This is a genomic window from Anaeropeptidivorans aminofermentans (genome assembly GCF_940670685.1).
In the GTDB taxonomy this organism is placed as follows: Bacteria; Bacillota; Clostridia; order Lachnospirales; family UBA5962; genus Anaeropeptidivorans; species Anaeropeptidivorans aminofermentans.
The window spans coordinates 3,685,349-3,703,002 of record NZ_OW711693.1; the positions used below are offsets into that span (position 1 = coordinate 3,685,349).

Genomic DNA, 17,654 nt, shown 5'->3' on the forward strand with positions numbered 1-17,654 from the left:
TTAAATAAATTCAACGGTATACGCTTTTTTCTCTTCGCCTCTATTGCGGGCAATATAAGCTTCCAGACGGCGGACGGTTTCATCTTTTAAAGAAATATCATCGTCAAAGGCGCTGTCTCTGAATATATATTTAATGGGCGCAGGCTCCATAGCAGAAAGCTTCTGAACCATATCCTCTGTAATCTTTTCATCTAAGCAGACCACGTAAATATGGGCAAAGCGGTAGGTCCGCTCTCCGATGTCTGTTTGCTCTACCTTTTCGCTAAGAGGAATATCTCTCTGGCGCAGAAGAATTTCGTATACCACATCAATATCCGTATATCCCGGCATAAAATCAAGCTTTTCCTTATCCGTAAGGGTAAATTCGTCAACTTCTATCTGCCCTTCCTTTAAGGCTTCATAAGTCCATCTGATATTGGTATCGGCAGTCCGAAATACGCGAAAACCAATGTCCGGCACCTCTTTAGGCTCCTCATTGGGCTGAAGCTTCCTGTTCTCTGCCTCGATTTGGGCTTTTATTTTATCTCCTGCCCGCCGGATACGCTCTTTGCCGATTTCCGTTATATAATGGGGTTTCTGAATAGCGTTTAAAAAGTCAAGGGATACTTTAAGCTGAGCACGGGTTTTTCCGGAAGACTTTTCATATTGAATATCTAAATCTTCCGGCCACTGAATCAAAATATATCTTAAATTCCAATTTCTTTCACCATTCATTAGCATCACTGCATGGGCAGTAGTTGCAGAGCCGGAGAAAAAGTCCAGAATAATATCTATCATTATCCTTTGCATTGGATATTTGAATGAGCCCCCTGATGAGCTCCACAGGCTTTGGATTACTGAAAACATTCTTTACGCCGAAAAGCTCTGTAACACAGTCATTGGCCCCTTGATTATGGCCAAATTGGCCATGCTCCCACCAGTTTGTGGCACATTGCCCTTCTTCCTCCCGTTCAAAGCGGAAGTATTTTTTACGGGGCATGCCATCGCCTCCCCGAGGGAAAATAATGCGGTTATCAGCCAAAAGCTCTTTATAGGTTTTTTCTTCTCCCATCCATTCTTCATCAAATACGGTACCTCCTGGGGTCTCAATAATATACCTGCTTCCTGATTGGTCAGAGCCTACCTTCCAAGGCTTCGATGCCCAATCGCCCCGAGGGTCCTTATCCGGGTTTGAAAAATCTCCTGTCAAATCTATTTTCCCTACCCCTGCGGCACGCAGTGCATCGCTGTCTTTGGCATATGCAAGAATATGCTCCGCAACAAGGCCTATCATCTTGGTTTTATCATTTGGCTGATTATGCCGTCTCCGCCAATGGATATGGCCTTCAAAATTTTCTTCGCCGAATATTTCATCGCAGATTTTACGAAGCTGAGCAACTTCATTATCATCAATGCTAATGAAAATTACACCGTCGCTTCGTAATAAATCCCTTGCTACCCGCAGGCGGGGATACATCATATTAAGCCAATTGGCATGGAAACGATTGGAAGACTTCTGATTTACAATCATACGCTCCCCATCGACGGTTTCCATTTCCTTTTCGTCCATTACAGCTTTCGCCTGGATAAACTTATCACGGTAAACAAAATCATTGCCGGTGTTATAGGGGGGGTCAATATAAATCATTTTAACTGCGCCGTAATAATTTGTACGCAATAATTTAAGGACTTCAAGGTTATCCCCTTCTATATATAAGTTTTCGGTGATGTCGGTATTTTTGCCGTCTTCCGGTATATATTTGAGAGTGCGCCCTGAAACATCCGACTGGGCTGTTTTTTTTGCATTCTGTTTGCCTGCCCAGGTAAGCTCGAATTTCTCTGTCCCAGTCTCTTCAAATATACCCAGTTCTTCTTTAAGGGCATCAAAATCCACTTGCCCATCTTTAATTACATTGGGAAAGATTTTATATAATTTATTTAATGAATTTTCCGCATTAGAAAAAATCTCTTTCGGAACTCTGTTCTCCATGAAAGAACCTCCATTTTATCTCGTCTGTAAAGCTCTGAAGCTCATGCTGTAAAGGCATAGCATACTGTTTTCTTGATAATATGTTAAATGTTTCTTCCTCAATTTCTTCTACTATAAAGTTACGGTCTTCCGGCTCAACGGAATAAAATAGCATAAAAAATTTACAGGAGAGCCTTTTTCTCAGCATATCTAAGCTTGCATATTTTTGGTTATCCTTTTTTAAATAATTGTGGATTGTCTGATTATGGAAAGGAATCTTTGATGCTTTCGTATGCTTTTTAATCTCAATAATTCCGTAAACGTAACTGCCCTCTTTATCTGTCAAAACAATATCCACATCGCCGGGCCAAAAATACGGCTTTGAAGATAGATAGGATTCTAATGATGAAGTAGCATATATTAATCCTGTGGCACCAATGGACTTCGCTTCTTTTCTAAGGCGCTCAATTACTTCCTGTATTTCATTTGCATTCAGTAAGGATATGGTTTGTCTGCTGTTCGATGCATACTGCTCCTTTGTGGTATGGGAAAGGTCAAAGCTTAAGACTTTATTCTTGAAATCACGCCAGCATTCCCCAGGGATATCCGGAATAATCATATATTTAGCAATGAAATCAAAGGCTTTTGAAAATTTGTAGAGCCTTCTTAAACAGTCCTTGGAATCTATTTCGGTGATTTCCTCAAGAACCTCGCTGCAGCCCAAAGAAAGAAAGCGCTCAGGCTCAAAAGTTAAGCGCTTCACCCATATTTCATCGGCTACACAGTTTTTCCGCCAATTAATAAAAAAATCAAAGCTTAATGTATAAATTCCTTGGGCTTTAAAGTAACTCGTATCAAACCACTGATATGGATTGCCATAGATTTTATTTTATCTTGCTAATATGGCTCTATTGTCTGATCGGGCAAGATAGGGCATTTTTAACATAAAATCACTGTCCCTTTCATTATAAAGCCCTAAGCCTATCTAATTGTACCACATTTATAATCAGGCAAGGGCTTGATTTTGCTGTATAAGCCGCGATTAGAGATATCTCGGCCTTCTCCATAGAAATAAATCAGGCATACTTATTTATATGGATAACCGTTCCTGCGCCCCAGAAACTTATAGGATTCCATTGCGCATCGTACTATTATTAATTATAAATGAAGGCGTTCTATTGTTCAATATTGTGTGGTCTATTCTAATGAATAAGGAGATGTTTCTAAAAGATAAATCCGCAGATAAAAGAGGCAGCCTTTAGCCTGATAACACATTTTCAGGTATCTGCTTAGATTTAAGGGAACACGCCTTAATGCTTACGGCAGAATAGAAACAGATTGACTGTAAATCCAGAAAAAGAAATTTTTCAATCTCCATAATTTCTCCAAATTTATTTGATATAGTAAATTAATATAAATAAAAGTAATATCAGAAACAACATATCAAAGGAGGCTTTATGTGGACCGGTCTGTAAAAACAAAAAAACTGGACATAAGCGGAATGACCTGTGTAAACTGCGAAAATAAAATTCAAAAAAAGCTTACCCATTCTGCCGGAATTAAAAAAGCAGAGGTAAGCTATGTTTCGGGAACGGCATTAATTACATATGATATGGATATTATATCCTTAAAAGACATTTACATGATTATAAAAAAGCTGGGCTATGAAACAGCCCAAGGCAATCAGCCGAACACCAAAGAAACAGATACCTTAAGCCTGCTGATGATTATCCTTGGCCTTTATATGATAATGAACCATTTTGGATTTTTGAATTTGCTTGCGCCAAGCCAGCTTGCCGAAACCAATATGGGCTATGGTATGCTGTTTGTAATCGGCCTTGTTACATCCGTTCACTGCATTGCTATGTGCGGCGGCATTAATTTATCCCAGTGTATCAATAATGACAGCGCTGAGGAAGGAAAAAGCCTCTTTTTAAGGCTTAGGCCGTCTTTTTTATATAATTTCGGCAGAGTAATTTCTTACACAGCAGCGGGCTTCATTGTAGGGGCTCTCGGCTCGGTTATTACCTTTTCAAACTTTACCCAAGGGGTTTTAAAGCTTTTGGCAGGGGTCTTCATGGTGATTATGGGGCTTAATATGCTAAATGTATTTCCGCAGCTTAGAAAATTCAATCCAAGAATACCGAAGTTTTTTGGCCGCAGAATAGATGCAGAAAAATCAAAGAGCAAGAGCCCCCTTATTGTGGGCCTTCTTAACGGGCTCATGCCCTGCGGCCCCCTGCAGGCTATGCAGATTTATGCCCTTTCTACAGGAAATCCTTTTGAAGGCGCCTTTTCCATGTTTTTATTCAGTATGGGAACCGTTCCTTTAATGTTTACCCTTGGCGTTCTCAGCTCGGTTTTAAGTAAAAAATTCTCAGGCAGGTTTATGACAATAGGCGCCGTTTTGGTTGCTGTGCTTGGGCTTTCTATGGTTTCACAAGGGTGGAGCTTAACAGGGATTGATAATTTTTTAGGCCGGCCTTCTATTGTAAACGCCGCTTCGGATAGTTCAGGAATAGTCATGGAAGACGGCGTACAGGTGGTTAAAAGCACCCTTTCCCCGGGAAGATACCCTGCGATTACCGTTCAGGACGGTATACCGGTCAAATGGATTATCGATGCGCCGGAAGGCAGTATAAACGGCTGCAATAACAGAATATTTATCAAAGAATACGGCATAGAATATTCCTTTAAAAAGGGTGAAAATATTATTGAATTTACCCCCAAGAGAGAGGGAAATTTCCGCTACAGCTGCTGGATGGGCATGATACGCAGCACCATAACCGTGGTCGGGGAAGAGGAAGCCGGTAAAACAGCCTCCGAAAACGGGGCTTCTTCACAAGAGGCAAATATATTGCCGGACGATGATAAGCCTATTCCTGCAAACTATGTGATTCCGGCAGATAAAATTGCCGCTGGGGAAATAACGTCTCAGGGAGAATATAAATATCAGACAGTGACCATAGAACTTACGGATGAGGGATTCAGCCCTGCCGTTGCAGTCTTGCAAGAAGGCATTGAAACCATATGGATTATTCACAATAAATCAGTGCTTGATTCAAATTTCATGCTGCTTATCCCCTCTTATGGGACGGCGGTGGAGATGGGCCCCAATGAAAATCAGCTGTATTTATATCCAACGGAAAGCTTTGATTTTTCAAACGGCGACAGCAGCTTTTTCGGACTTGTAAAAATTGTTCCGGATTTGAATTCTATAGATTATGATTCCATAAAGACAGAAGCCAAAACCTATGAAACATTTATATGGCCCCTGGAAACCTTTCGGCAAAGCGACGGGGCAAGCTGCCATTAAATATAAATAAATTCTTTCGGATATTTCATTAATTTTTGATAAAGAGCAGATAGGCATAATGATTAGAAGGAGATGGGTATATGAGACTTTTAAAAGGAATAAACAATAAAAACCATATGAAAAGAAATAGGAAGAAGCTTAAAACAATAACGGCAGTTTCAATGACTTTACTTTTGGCAATGCTTACAGGGTGCAGCAGTGCAGCAGTTTCCAAAGAAAGCAGTGGAAATTCAGGCAATGCCAACAAAGAAGAAAATACAAATAGCTCCGGTTCATCCGGCGGCGACCTTGTAATCCCTTTAAGCGGCATTTCGGAAGAAGCGTCCTTTTATCCCATGGAGGTGGAAGGCATATCCCTTGAAGTCATCGCCGTAAAGGATTCGGAAGGGACAATCCGTACCGCTTTTAATACCTGCCAGATTTGCTATGATTCAGGAAGAGGCTATTATGAGCAGAGCGGCGACGTTTTAATCTGCCAAAACTGCGGAAACCGTTTTAAAATGAGTCAGGTTGAAGTACAGTCTGGCGGCTGTAACCCATGGCCTATTTTTGCAGAAAATAAAATAGTAGATGATGAGAATATAACCATATCCCAGGACTTTTTAAAAGAAGCCACAGTTCTTTTTGAAAACTGGAAAGTTGAATATTAAGGCACTTAATTTGCCCATACCATTTTCTCAAAAATCGTATGGGCAGAAGCTCTGTTTATACTAGAGCGTGAAGTCCAAACAAAAGTCTGTTTTGCCATAAAAGCGTGACTTCATTATCGAAAATACCCGAAACAGCCCTGCTATTTCTGCATTTTTCTTCTCAGAATTTTTGCTTCGCAAAAATCACGCTGCGCGTGACCGGACTTCTTTCCGGTTCCATTCGAATTCACATTTTCTTGCAAACAATACTTTTTCAGCTTTAAAGCTGAAAAATATATTTCTGCTGTAAAATAATAAATAAACTTTAGTTTATTTATTATTCTTAGTGGTTTGACTATTTTCAGACACTGCCTAACGAAGTTTATAAAATATACATCAAAGCTTATAAACGGCTTTTAAAGGAAATCAAGTTTTCATTTTTATTCGCGATATTATGAATAAAGATGCTTCTTGTATTTTTAAACAGATTATTTATAATGATATTACGAAACTGTTTATAAATCTTATATATGCTTATATAAATTGCTTGGTTTTTTCTTAAAAACAGCGATTAACGGCGCCATATGATTATTTGAGGGAAAGTGAAAATTAATGCTTCAGATAAATAAAAACATTCTAGTAGTAGATGATGAACCTAAAATTGCAGAGGCTGTTTCCTCGTTCTTAGAGAGTAAGGGATATTCTGTTTTTTCTGCGGAAAACGGCAGTCAGGCATTGGATATTTTTGATAAGGAGAAGATTGCCTTTGTAATTTTAGACCTTATGATGCCGGATATTTCGGGCGAAGAGGTATGCCGCATTATAAGAAAAAAATCCCGCGTTCCTATTATAATGCTTACGGCAAAATCAGATGAAACCAATTTATTAGAAGGGCTTGGGCTGGGCGCAGATGACTATATGACCAAGCCCTTTAGCCTTAAGGAACTGCACGCAAGAATTGAAGCTATCCTTAGAAGGTCAAAAGAAGACCTTACCCCTCTATCCTTAAGGAATTCATGGAATGACGGAGATTTATCCATTGACTTTCAGAAGAATATAATTAAGAAGAAAAACGAGCCTGTTAATCTTACCCCCAATGAATTTAAAATACTGTCTTTGCTTATTAAATATCCCGGTAAGGTCTTTACCCGTTCGGAACTTATCGAAGCCGCTTTGGGAAGTGATTTTTACGGCTATGACAGAACCATTGACAGCCATATTAAAAACCTTCGGCAGAAGCTGGAAGACGACCCTCGTTCACCGATTTATATTATTACGGTTCACGGATTAGGGTATAAATTCGGAGGTGAATAAAATGAGAAAGCTCCGAACCCAGATATCGGCAATCATTATGCTGATGGTATTTTTTACTGTAGCGGCTATCAGCTTTCTGTCAAATATTATCATTAACAGGGAATTTGAAAAATATATTGCTAACAAGCAGACCGAAAGAGCAAATGAACTGGTGTCGGATTTTAAAAATCAGTATAACAGCCTTACGGATAAGTGGAATGTTGAATATATTCACGGGGCAGGCATGTATGCTTTGTATGACGGATATATTATCAAAGTCTATGACAAAAAGGGCCTAGCCGTATGGGACGCAGGAAACCATGATATGGCCATCTGCACCCAGATTATGAAGGATATCACCTCCCGAATGGAAGCAAGGCGGCCTGAAATCGGCGGAAAGTTTATTTCCTATGATTATGAGCTTTCTATGAATGGGCAGAAAATAGGCATTGTGACCATAAGCTATTACGGCCCCTATTTTTTGAGCGAAAGTGATTTTAATTTTCTCGATACATTAAATTTTATCCTTATTGCCATAGGCGCAGTATCCCTAGTTGCCGCTTTAATCATAAGCGGTATTTTAGCCCGCCGCATGGCAAGACCCATTGCGAAAACTGCCCAGATAGCAAAGCAGATCTCCGAGGGCAATTATGCCATTCGCTTTGAAGGAAAAATAAAGACAAAAGAAATAGACGAACTTACAGATGCCATCAACTGCCTTGCAGAGGGGCTTGCCAAACAGGAAAGCCTGCGGAAGCGATTAACGGCAGATGTTGCCCATGAGCTGCGCACGCCCCTTGCCGCCCTTAGTTCTTATTTAGAGGCAATGATAGAAGGGGTATGGGAACCAACCATAGAAAGGCTTAGAGGCTGCTATGAGGAAACAGCGCGGCTTTCGGGGCTTGTATCTGACTTGGAAAGCCTTGCTAAAACCGAAAGCGAAAATTTAATACTGAATAAAACAGAAATTGATTTAATGGATATTGTTCGTTTCAGCTGCAATAATTTTGAACTGGAAATGAAGAAAAAAAATCTTTCCCTTTCCATAGAGGGTAATCCGGTATCTGTTTATGCCGATAAGGACAGATTAAACCAGGTCATGACAAATATTATCTCAAATGCCCTTAAATATACTTATGAAGGCGGAAATATTAATATTAAAGTAGAAGATGAAGAAGAAACGGCTATCCTAATCATTGAAGATGACGGAATAGGCATCGCAGAGCATGAGCTTGCGTTAATTTTTGAACGGTTTTACCGTACAGACGAATCGAGAAATCGAAAAACAGGCGGCGCCGGCATCGGCCTTGCAATTGTAAAATCCATTATTACGGCGCACGGCGGAACGATTACAGCGGAAAAGCGTCATGAAGGCGGAAGCCGGTTTATAATAAAGCTTCCCAAGGATAGTCACTATACAAGAGGAAGATAAAAAATATACAAACAAAAGCTTGTAAAGAGTTTTCATCTTTTTTCACTATAGGATATTAAAAAGAAATATTTTAAAGAGCAGTTGAAATGATAAGGAATACCTTCTTCCCCAATGGCTAAAGAGAAAGGTCATTGGGGATTTGCTGCGTCTTTCTAAAAAGATGCTTTATAAAAATGCCATGTTTACTAGAATTTATATTCTCGGCATAAAATACAAATAATTTAAGTTTTCAAGCTGCAATCGGTAAATAAAAATATAAGCTATGGTAAATTTATGATGAAGCAGCAGCAAAAGCCTATTCTCTTAAGGCTTATGGTCACCAAACAAAAAACAAGGCTAATCACCATAAGAAAACCTTCACTAAAAAAGGGGTACAGGCTTACGCCTGTATCCTTTTCCAAGTTTGCTTCGTATAAAAGGATTCCCTTCGGAAATAGAGTGAAATTGCCTTTATAATAAATTAACTTGAATTTTTCAAGTTAATTTATTATATATCCAAGAAAAACTTATTTAACTTTAAAAGAAACTTCTTCTAAAGTTAAATAAGCTTGTACTGCAATAGAGCATAAGGCTTTCAGTATATGAAGTCAAATAAAAGCAGTTTTACAAAAGGCCATTTATTCTATTTCTTCTAAAATACATTTTTAAGCCTAAGGGAATATACGGCCTTGCTACTGGCTATTTTAAAATTTACTATATAAGAACAAATAAAAGACATTTTTATGAAGCCCCTGAACCTATTTTGCCGGTTCAGGGGCTTCATAGTAATGAGAATCTGGGTCGTAAAATCCCCTGGCGATAATTAGGGTATAATCCAATTCAAAAAATGCCTAAAGCCTGCATATCATTGTATGCACTGTATCTTCAAATCCAATCTTTTCATAAAATGCTTTAGCCGAATTATTTGCTAATACAGTAAGTTCAATATATTCTAAATCCTTTTCGGTGGCCCAGTTTTTTGCCATAAGCATCAGTTTAGTTGCTATGCCATTGCCACGAAAACCCTTCGTAACAATTATATCCATTACATATGCATATCTGCGCTTTACACGGAAACTGAAATCCGATGTCTCTTTCTCAAAAACTGATATAAAACCTATTATTTCATCTGCTTCCTCTGCTATAAAAATATCTGAATTTAGATCTGTGATTATACTTTCTATAAACATTTTATCTTGTTCACCGTTTTGATTCAAGTAGGGTTGCAAATCAGCCATAACTTGAAATTGCTCTTTACATAACAATAAAATTTTATTGATATCCTGTATAACAGCTTTTCTTAAATTCATTTTCCCGTCCCCTTTGTTATAAATTTATTATATTTTGCCTTATCAGCCTGAATAAAGCAGGTATATCCCCAGATTATAGTAAATTTATGATGAAGCAGCAGCAAAAGCCCATTCTCTTAAGGCTTATGGTTACCAAACAAAAAACAAGGCTAATCACCATAAGAAAACCTTCACTAAAAAAGGGGTACAGGCTTACGCCTGTATCCTTTTCCAAGTTTGCTTCGTATAAAAGGATTCCCTTCGGAAATAGAGTGAAATTGCCTTCATAATAAATTAACTTGAATTTTTCAAGTTAATTTATTATATACCCAAGAAAAACTTATTTAACTTTAAAAGAAACTTCTTCTAAAGTTAAATAAGTTTGTACCGCAATAGAGCATAAGGCTTTTAGTATATAAAGTCAAATAAAAGCAGTTTTACAAAAGGCCATTTATTCTATTTCTTCTAAAACACATTTTTAAGCCTGGGTATAGTCAATTATATACCTTTATAAGCATTTGGTTTTAGGGGTATAAAATAAGAGAAAAGCTAATTGACAATGCTGCTATTTTATATAAATTCAAGCGATATCCGGCCTTGCTGCTGTTTAACTTCAAATTTACTATAATTGACAGCGTAATTATATCAGTAATACTTCAATCTCAGGGGCTTTATAAGCCTTGATAATACAATAATACAGATTAGAAGAGCTTTCATAAGGTTTTTTTCATTTGCACAGAACTTAAAAAACAAAAGAGGTCTTAGCCCTTTTCTTACCGCAGGCCCTTGAAGACATAAGTTCTGCGTTAAATATATACAGGCATTCTAATATCAGTTATAAAAAAGAAACAACTATTATACGAAATACTAATTTAAAAAATATTATTATGTATTCCATTGGATTTTATTTATTCTATAAAATACTTATATGGATGAAGTTTCTGCATTCCCATATGCTTAAACCCTGTTGCTAAATCATGTAACTTATATTAACAACTCAAAAAATATTCATCTGCAGCGCATTTAAAACCTTATGCGTAAGATTTAACGGCTTCAATAATCTTTCCAATAACCCTTTCCGTATCCAGTTTCATTAAAACAAGGCAATTGGGTTCTTCTTTCTTGAAGCCGGGCTTTCTTCTGTCTGCCAATGTATAGCCTCTGCAATATTTTCCGCCTGTTTCAACAACAACGTGAAGGGTTTCACCCTCAAAAAGCTCCGGATATACGACAGCCAAAACGGATACTGTATCATGCATGCTTACACACTTTGTGGCCTTTTCAGGCCCGTCAAAATTATCGAAATAAAAACTTAAAATCGTCGCAATCATGTCGGAAACAGGGGTGCCAACTGCCCTGATTTCCTCAACGTGATGAGCATAGATATTTGCCTGATGGGTCACATCAAGGCCTGCCATAATTATAGGAATGCCGCTTCCATATACAATTTCGGCCGCCTCCGGGTCAGCAAGAATGTTAAATTCCGCCGCCGGGGTATGGTTTCCTGTATAGAGACCGCCGCCCATTACGGATATTTGTTTTATCTTGGATTTAAGCTCAGGGTAAGCGCTTAAAAGAATCGCTATGTTTGTTAAGGGCCCTACAGCAATAATCGTAACAGGTTCTTCCGCTTCTGATAAAATACGCTTATAGGCCTCAAGCCCTGATTCTGCTTCAAGAGGATGAAATTTCTCCGCCGGAATAGAATAGGCTCCCAAACCGGAAACGCCATGGGCCTCAGGCGCCTCAATAACCTCCTTGCCCAGCAAAGGCCTTCTTGCGCCCTTGTATATCTTGCTTTTTACGCCAAGGGTAGAAAGTACGGTTCTTGCATTGGCAGTAACCTTTTCAATACCAACATTGCCGGCTACGGTAATAACCGCTTTAATATCCAACTCCTCAAGGGTAAACGCAACCATTAACGCTACGGCGTCATCAATACCGGGGTCAGTGTCTATTATTACAGGTATTTTCTTTTCCATAAATACACTCCTCACTTAAATAATTTTAAATACATTCTACGGATAATTAAGCCTGTAAAGCCTGAAACAGCTGTTAAAACAAGCATCAGTATAAATACATTTACTACATTTGTAACCTCTATCATTTTTCCGGTAATGGCACTGGACAAGGCAAGCCCGATACCTGAACTTGACGATATGAAGCCTGTTGCCGCGCCGGTGTTTTTCCAGAACAGCTGGCCCATTAGCCCCACACTTAAAGAAAATAGGGTTCCGGAAACAGTTCCCGTTATAAAAAGGGCTATGGTAAAAATAAAGCTGCTGCCGATAATAATTCCCCCAAGCATGGTAAAAAAGGCAGCAAAAGGATAAATTATAAGAAGCTTTGTCACATGTATTTTACCGGAAAGATATAAATTCATCACAGCGCCTGCAATGCAGCCAATCTGATAAATACCGAGAATCTTTACGGCGGAAGAGTTGCTGTAATTAAAAACCTCCGTCATGTATACATCAGCCCATCTTGATAAAATACCCGTAGCCAAGGAAGAACATATCATAAAAATACATATACCAAGGCCTTCTCTCAAAGGCTTAGGCTCAGCAGAGAAAGCGCTGGTGCGTGAACTTTCGGCATCGGTATTTTTATTGGCAGTCTTCGGAAAAGTAACTGTCTGTACAAAAATCAGCAACAGGATAAATGCCGTACCATAGAAGATATATGCCGTCTTCCAGCTTACATTATAATCATAGATTGCACCGATTAATATAGGTGCAGTGACAGCACCGCTTGCAAAAGCCAGCTGGACAAGGGGCATCTTCGGTGTGGCATCCTTATATGAATCAAATAAAATGGCCTGCGCGCTGGGGTCTACACAGCAGTATCCAATACCCAAAACCGCCGTAAGCAAAACTAAAACAGAAAAAATATTCGTTAAGGGCACCAAAAAGTAAAAAATGATAAATAAAACAAGCCCCAGTGAAATTATAATTTTTCTGCCATACTTATCTGATAAACCTCCGAAAAGCATAGGAAACAAGCCGCAAAATAAGCTGTAAACCGTAAGAACCATACCAATGGAAGCAATCCCTATGCCAAAATGCTCCATAAGGGAGGCTTTTGTCGAGGCAATTAATATACTTCCGGCTCCTTCAAGAAACATACAGATATATACGACTGCCACCGCTCTTATATTGGGTTTATTTTGATTTTCAGTATTGTGTTGGGTATAGACATTAGTATTTTGCAAGGCTTTCCTCCACATCGGACAGGTAAGGGATTGAAGTCTGAGCGCCGTATTTTGTTGTTGAGAGTGCTGCCGCCATCTGGGCCGACCTCAGTGCATCGTCCATATGAATCCCTTCTGTAATGAAGCTGGCAAGCGCGCCGCAAAAGGTATCCCCTGCAGCTGTCGTATCAACCACCGGAACCTTAAATGCAGGGCAGTATTTTTTATCCTGGCCGTTAAAGTAAGCCGCTCCCTTGCTGCCCATAGTTATAATGGGATATTTAACACCCTTTTCCAAAAGCATGTCAATGGCTTTAAAAGAGGATATTTCATCTTCAACATGAACCGACGTAAGGGCGAAAGCCTCCGACTGATTTAATATCAGGTAATCAATACAGGCGAGTAAGTCTTCCTCAAAGGGCTTCATAGGCGCAGGATTCAGAAAAATCTTCGTTTTTCCTGCATATTTTTTAATACTATAGTAAATGGTTTCCAGCGGTATTTCATGCTGAAGCATAATGGCATCGGAAGAAAGAATAAGCCCGTCTATGCTGTCAATATCTGAAGGCGTAACCTGTCCATTGGCCCCTTCGGATAAAACAATGCTGTTTTCCCCGTCTACAACCGTTATTATGGCGACGCCTGTATTAGCAGTTTTACTGATTAAAACAGTATCCGTGTGAATACCCGATTCTTTTAACGTAGCAATCAGCTCTTTACCAAAGGCGTCATTGCCTACTTTGGCAGCCATATGAACCTCAGCCCCCATCCTTGCACAGGCTACGGCCTGATTTGCGCCTTTTCCTCCGGGAATCATGGCAAAAGAATGGCCGTGCATTGTTTCACCCGGTTCAGGATACCTGCCTGCTGAAATCACCAAATCCATATTCATGCTGCCTATCACTGTTATTTTTGACATGTTATCATTTCCTTTTCACTTTTTGATCCAACATTTTTTTGTATGATGATATACCCAGAAAAACTACAGTTGCAATATAGGGAATCGCCTGAATCAAGTTTGCCGGGATATCGAAACGCTGCATATTATTGGCCACCGAATCAAAAAAACCAAATAACAGAGCAGCAAACATGCCGCCGATGGGTGACTGCCCGCCGATATTAGAAGCTGCCAAACCGAAAAATCCGCGCCCTGCAACCATATCTCTTGTAAACATGGACATATAGCCCATAGACATATACGCACCGCCGAGGCCTGCTAATAAACCGCATAAAAGCAATGAAATAAAGCGGATTTTACTAACGGATATTCCTACCGAGGAAGCAGCGTCAGGATTTTCACCTACTGCTCTGATCTGAAGCCCTAAAGGAAGCTTAAACAAAACAATATGAACAACGATAACCATGATAAACGCCACGTAAGTGAGTATATTGTGGCCGGAGAAAATCTCACCCAGTATAGGAATCTGATGAAGCAAAGGGATTGCCATCGTCGGCATAACCTTGCTTGCAAGGGAGGAGGACATGGATTTATCCCCTGTTAAAGTAAATAATATAAAAATCGTTCCGCCCGAGGCAAACAAGTTCATGGCAATACACGCAAGATACATATCTGCCTTCAGCTTAACCGTAAAATAAGAAAGCATTATGGAAATCACAAGGCCTGTAACAATGGCACAAACTAAGCCGGCGAAGGCATTCCCAAAAACTGCAGAACCGATTACCCCGAAAAGCGCAGCAAAAAGCATTGTGCCTTCAATAGCCATATTTGTAATGCCTGCCCGCTGGGTAAGCATGGCTGCAAGGGTTGCAAATAAAATCGGTGTCGTAAGCCTTATAATAGAATAAGCAAAAAACGGACTGAAAACAAGCGCTAAAAGGTCTTTCATGCTTTCACACCTCCTTCGGCACTGTTTCCGCTTTTAATTGTTGCCCTTTCAAGGGATTTCTGCTTCATGTTGGCAAGGAAAGCAGAAGAAGCAATCAGAAGAATAATTGTTGCCTGAATAACCGATACAATTTCAAAGGAAATATCGGAGGAGCGGTTAAGGATATCAGCACCGGTCCTGATATATGCAAGAAATAAGGCCGCAAAGGGCACCATGGCCGGGTTGTTCCTTGCCAAGGTAGCAATAATTACGCCGTCAAAGCCATATCCTGGTGATTTAACCCATTTAAAGCATGTATACATGCCCAGTATTTCCGTAGAGCCGCCAAGCCCTGCAAGAGCCGCACCCACTACCTGAGCGCCAATCATGATTTTTGTAACGGGGATTCCGCTGTAATGGGCAAATTCCATATTTGTTCCTGTCATGCGAAGGGCGTAGCCGCCTTTTGTTTTATACATAAAAACACTGACTGCAATAATACATAGAATTAAAATAAAAATACCTGCATGGATACGAGTTCCGTCAATAATACGGGGAAGCGCCAGCGCCGGAGACCAGCTTAAAGATTCAAGAGCCATTTTGTTGGCGTCTCTTATCTGGGTCAAAATATGCTGTACAATGCTTCCCATTACATAATTGAGCATTAAGCTTGTAACAAGCTCCATGGCACCGAAGCGGATTTTCATAAAAGCGGGAATAAAGCCGAGAATCCCTCCAACAGCAGCCCCTGCCAAAAGGGATATGAGAATCGTCAAAGGCGCAGGAAGATTTAAAAACAAAGCGCATACCGTAGCCGCCATGGCGCCGGAATAAAAAGCGCTGTCGGAAACAAGGTTAATCTGCTTGGCCCGGAAGGTAAGAGAGATGGCAAGACCGCAGAAAGTCAGAGGAATTGCAAGCTCGATGATATTGCCAATACGGCGCTTGGAGGTGAGAGGCCCTAAAAACAGAGTTTTGATTGCCTCGATAGGCTCGCCGCTTACAACCATAATAATTAACACAACAAGACCTATGGAAATTAATATGGCAAGGGCCGTTCTAAGTATTTCAAATATAAGGTCGTTAAGCTTTGCTTTATTGTAGTTCATTGATATAATCCCCCCATTTGCTCAGAGTTCATTTTTTTCAAACCCAGCATGTAAAGGCCTAATTCTTCCTCTGTAGCCGCGGAGGCATCTTCAAAATACCCTGTGATTTCTCCGTCATAAAACACTGCGAGGCTGTCGGAAAGCTCCATAACTTCGTTAATATCTGCTGAAACAAGTAAAATTGCTTTTCCCTCATCTCTTAATTCCACAATCATATCATGGATAAAAGCAGCAGCACCGACGTCAATTCCTCTTGTAGGCTGGTCAGCCACCAGAATGCTCAGGTCGCTTGTCATTTCCCTTGCGGCAACTACCTTTTGCATATTTCCGCCGGAAAGCATACGGCACTGGGTTTTATGAGAATCCGTCACAATACGGAAACGTTCAATCATTTTCTTAGCATTTTCTGATATCTTGGATGCGTCAAGAAGCCCGAATTTATTATAGGCCTTATGGTCGTAACGGTCACTTATTAAATTATCCTCTATGCTTTCATTTAAAGCGCAGCCGTATTTCATGCGGTCTTCCGGAATATGGGCAAGGCCGTTTTCCCTTATTTGCTTTATATTCTTTCCGATAATATCCTTATTTCTTAGGGTGATGGAACCGCTTTGAGGCTTCGCAAGACCTGTAAGACAGTCAATAAACTCCCTCTGGCCGTTTCCTTCAACGCCGGCAATGCCTAGAATATGTCCGCCATGGATTTTCAAAGAAACATTGTTTACAATGGTCTTTCCTTCGTCATCAAGAACGTTTAAATCTTTCACTTCCATAAGAACGTCTTTTTTCCGGGCAGGCTTTTTCTCAATTTCTCTTACAACATCACGGCCAACCATGGCAGCGGAAATACTTTCAACCGTCATATCCGCTACGTTGTATACTCCCATCATCTTCCCAGTACGCATGATGGATATACGCCTGCATATGGACTTTATCTCATTAATTTTATGTGAAATAAAGATGATGGTGTGTCCGCTGTCTGCCAATGCCTTAAGCTGTTCAAAAAGCTCCTCTGTCTCCTGAGGGGTAAGTACAGCCGTAGGCTCGTCTAATATCAGTATTTTGGCGCCTCTGTAAAGAGCCTTTAATATTTCAACCTTCTGTTTCTGCCCAACAGAAATATCTCTTATTCTTGCTTTAGGGTCTACTTTAAACTTATATTTCTGGCAAACCTCAGAAACCAGCTTTTCAGCTTTCTCATAGTCAATAAAATTGCCTGCTTTCTTCGGCTCCATGCCCAATACAATATTTTCGGTAACCGTAAGGCTCGGCACAAGCATGAAATGCTGATGCACCATACCAATGCCCAAGCTTATGGCTTTCATACTGGATGTGATGCTTTCCTGCTTTCCGTTTATGTATATTTCGCCGCCGGAGGGGCTTTCAATGCCAAATAATATTTTCATCAAGGTTGATTTTCCCGCACCGTTTTCCCCCATCAGGGCATGGATTTCGCCGGCTTCTACCTGAAAATTGATTTTGGAATTTGCCACAACTCCGTTTGGGTATACTTTGTCGATATTTCTCATATCCACAACTATTTTTCCATCCATTACAAAGGACCTCCTCTCTGCTCTTATGCGTCTGTCCCGGTTTACGCTTATGATTCTTACTGCAGATTAAAATCTTTTCTTATTGCTGCC

Annotated in this window: 14 protein-coding genes; 4 read left to right on the plus strand and 10 right to left on the minus strand. The window is 40.0% G+C overall.

Annotated features, from left to right (window positions below; translation table 11 throughout):
• The 3 genes from NBX03_RS15560 to NBX03_RS15570 are packed head-to-tail and all read right to left on the minus strand — an operon-like array spanning position 1 to position 2,711.
• On the minus strand, positions 1–714 hold the full coding sequence (locus NBX03_RS15560; protein ID WP_250228678.1) for a hypothetical protein: 714 nt from the start codon (positions 712–714) through the stop codon (positions 1–3).
• Positions 704–1,969 carry a site-specific DNA-methyltransferase gene (locus NBX03_RS15565; protein ID WP_250228679.1) on the minus strand — a complete coding sequence of 422 codons (1,266 nt, stop codon included), beginning with the start codon at positions 1,967–1,969 and terminating at the stop codon, positions 704–706. Before NBX03_RS15565 ends, NBX03_RS15560 begins: the two co-directional genes overlap by 11 nt.
• Positions 1,935–2,711: a hypothetical protein gene (locus tag NBX03_RS15570; RefSeq protein WP_250228680.1), complete on the minus strand. Its 777-nt coding sequence runs from the start codon at positions 2,709–2,711 to the stop codon at positions 1,935–1,937. Before NBX03_RS15570 ends, NBX03_RS15565 begins: the two co-directional genes overlap by 35 nt.
• A 696-nt stretch (positions 2,712–3,407) precedes the next feature.
• Between NBX03_RS15570 and NBX03_RS15575 the strand changes: the two genes are divergently transcribed.
• The 4 genes from NBX03_RS15575 to NBX03_RS15590 all read left to right on the plus strand — a co-directional run bounded on the left by NBX03_RS15575 (position 3,408) and on the right by NBX03_RS15590 (position 8,618).
• Positions 3,408–5,264 carry an urease accessory protein UreH domain-containing protein gene (locus tag NBX03_RS15575; RefSeq protein ID WP_250228681.1) on the plus strand — a complete coding sequence of 619 codons (1,857 nt, stop codon included), beginning with the start codon at positions 3,408–3,410 and terminating at the stop codon, positions 5,262–5,264.
• A gap of 80 nt (positions 5,265–5,344) precedes the next feature.
• On the plus strand, positions 5,345–5,914 hold the full coding sequence (locus NBX03_RS15580) for a DUF2318 domain-containing protein (protein ID WP_250228682.1): 570 nt from the start codon (positions 5,345–5,347) through the stop codon (positions 5,912–5,914).
• 591 nt (positions 5,915–6,505) lie between these two features.
• Entirely contained in the window at positions 6,506–7,207 is a 702-nt protein-coding gene (locus NBX03_RS15585; protein ID WP_250228683.1) for a response regulator transcription factor, read from the plus strand.
• Between the two features lies 1 nt (position 7,208).
• Positions 7,209–8,618 carry a sensor histidine kinase gene (locus NBX03_RS15590; protein ID WP_250228684.1) on the plus strand — a complete coding sequence of 470 codons (1,410 nt, stop codon included), beginning with the start codon at positions 7,209–7,211 and terminating at the stop codon, positions 8,616–8,618.
• 830 nt (positions 8,619–9,448) lie between these two features.
• Here the strand turns inward: NBX03_RS15590 and NBX03_RS15595 are convergent.
• The 7 genes from NBX03_RS15595 to NBX03_RS15625 all read right to left on the minus strand — a co-directional run bounded on the left by NBX03_RS15595 (position 9,449) and on the right by NBX03_RS15625 (position 17,564).
• Complete coding sequence (locus tag NBX03_RS15595) at positions 9,449–9,907, minus strand: GNAT family N-acetyltransferase (protein WP_250228685.1); 459 nt, start codon at positions 9,905–9,907, stop codon at positions 9,449–9,451.
• Positions 9,908–10,917: 1,010 nt separating this feature from the next.
• Positions 10,918–11,868, minus strand: coding sequence for a nucleoside hydrolase (locus tag NBX03_RS15600; protein ID WP_250228686.1), 951 nt, complete (start codon positions 11,866–11,868; stop codon positions 10,918–10,920).
• An 11-nt stretch (positions 11,869–11,879) separates the two neighbouring features.
• Entirely contained in the window at positions 11,880–13,097 is a 1,218-nt protein-coding gene (locus tag NBX03_RS15605; RefSeq protein ID WP_250228687.1) for an MFS transporter, read from the minus strand.
• A complete protein-coding gene (rbsK, locus tag NBX03_RS15610; RefSeq protein ID WP_250228688.1) occupies positions 13,084–13,995 on the minus strand; it encodes a ribokinase in 912 nt (303 codons plus the stop codon). Before rbsK ends, NBX03_RS15605 begins: the two co-directional genes overlap by 14 nt.
• 4 nt (positions 13,996–13,999) lie before the next feature.
• Positions 14,000–14,923: an ABC transporter permease gene (locus tag NBX03_RS15615; RefSeq protein WP_250228689.1), complete on the minus strand. Its 924-nt coding sequence runs from the start codon at positions 14,921–14,923 to the stop codon at positions 14,000–14,002.
• Positions 14,920–16,011, minus strand: a complete 1,092-nt coding sequence (locus NBX03_RS15620; RefSeq protein WP_250228690.1) for an ABC transporter permease — start codon at positions 16,009–16,011, stop codon at positions 14,920–14,922. Before NBX03_RS15620 ends, NBX03_RS15615 begins: the two co-directional genes overlap by 4 nt.
• Positions 16,008–17,564 carry an ABC transporter ATP-binding protein gene (locus NBX03_RS15625; protein ID WP_250228691.1) on the minus strand — a complete coding sequence of 519 codons (1,557 nt, stop codon included), beginning with the start codon at positions 17,562–17,564 and terminating at the stop codon, positions 16,008–16,010. The genes NBX03_RS15620 and NBX03_RS15625 overlap by 4 nt, the downstream gene beginning before the upstream one ends.
• Between the last annotated feature and the right edge of the window lie 90 nt (positions 17,565–17,654).

Bases quoted from the DNA above. Each gene is read 5' to 3' on its own strand.
- NBX03_RS15560 (WP_250228678.1), bottom strand. From the start codon at position 714: ATGAATGGTGAAAGAAATTGGAATTTAAGATATATTTTGATTCAGTGG.
- NBX03_RS15565 (WP_250228679.1), bottom strand. From the start codon at position 1,969: ATGGAGAACAGAGTTCCGAAAGAGATTTTTTCTAATGCGGAAAATTCA.
- NBX03_RS15580 (WP_250228682.1), top strand. From the start codon at position 5,345: ATGAGACTTTTAAAAGGAATAAACAATAAAAACCATATGAAAAGAAAT.
- NBX03_RS15585 (WP_250228683.1), top strand. From the start codon at position 6,506: ATGCTTCAGATAAATAAAAACATTCTAGTAGTAGATGATGAACCTAAA.
- NBX03_RS15590 (WP_250228684.1), top strand. From the start codon at position 7,209: ATGAGAAAGCTCCGAACCCAGATATCGGCAATCATTATGCTGATGGTA.
- NBX03_RS15595 (WP_250228685.1), bottom strand. From the start codon at position 9,907: ATGAATTTAAGAAAAGCTGTTATACAGGATATCAATAAAATTTTATTG.
- NBX03_RS15600 (WP_250228686.1), bottom strand. From the start codon at position 11,868: ATGGAAAAGAAAATACCTGTAATAATAGACACTGACCCCGGTATTGAT.
- rbsK (WP_250228688.1), bottom strand. From the start codon at position 13,995: ATGTCAAAAATAACAGTGATAGGCAGCATGAATATGGATTTGGTGATT.
- NBX03_RS15615 (WP_250228689.1), bottom strand. From the start codon at position 14,923: ATGAAAGACCTTTTAGCGCTTGTTTTCAGTCCGTTTTTTGCTTATTCT.
- NBX03_RS15620 (WP_250228690.1), bottom strand. From the start codon at position 16,011: ATGAACTACAATAAAGCAAAGCTTAACGACCTTATATTTGAAATACTT.
- NBX03_RS15625 (WP_250228691.1), bottom strand. From the start codon at position 17,564: ATGGATGGAAAAATAGTTGTGGATATGAGAAATATCGACAAAGTATAC.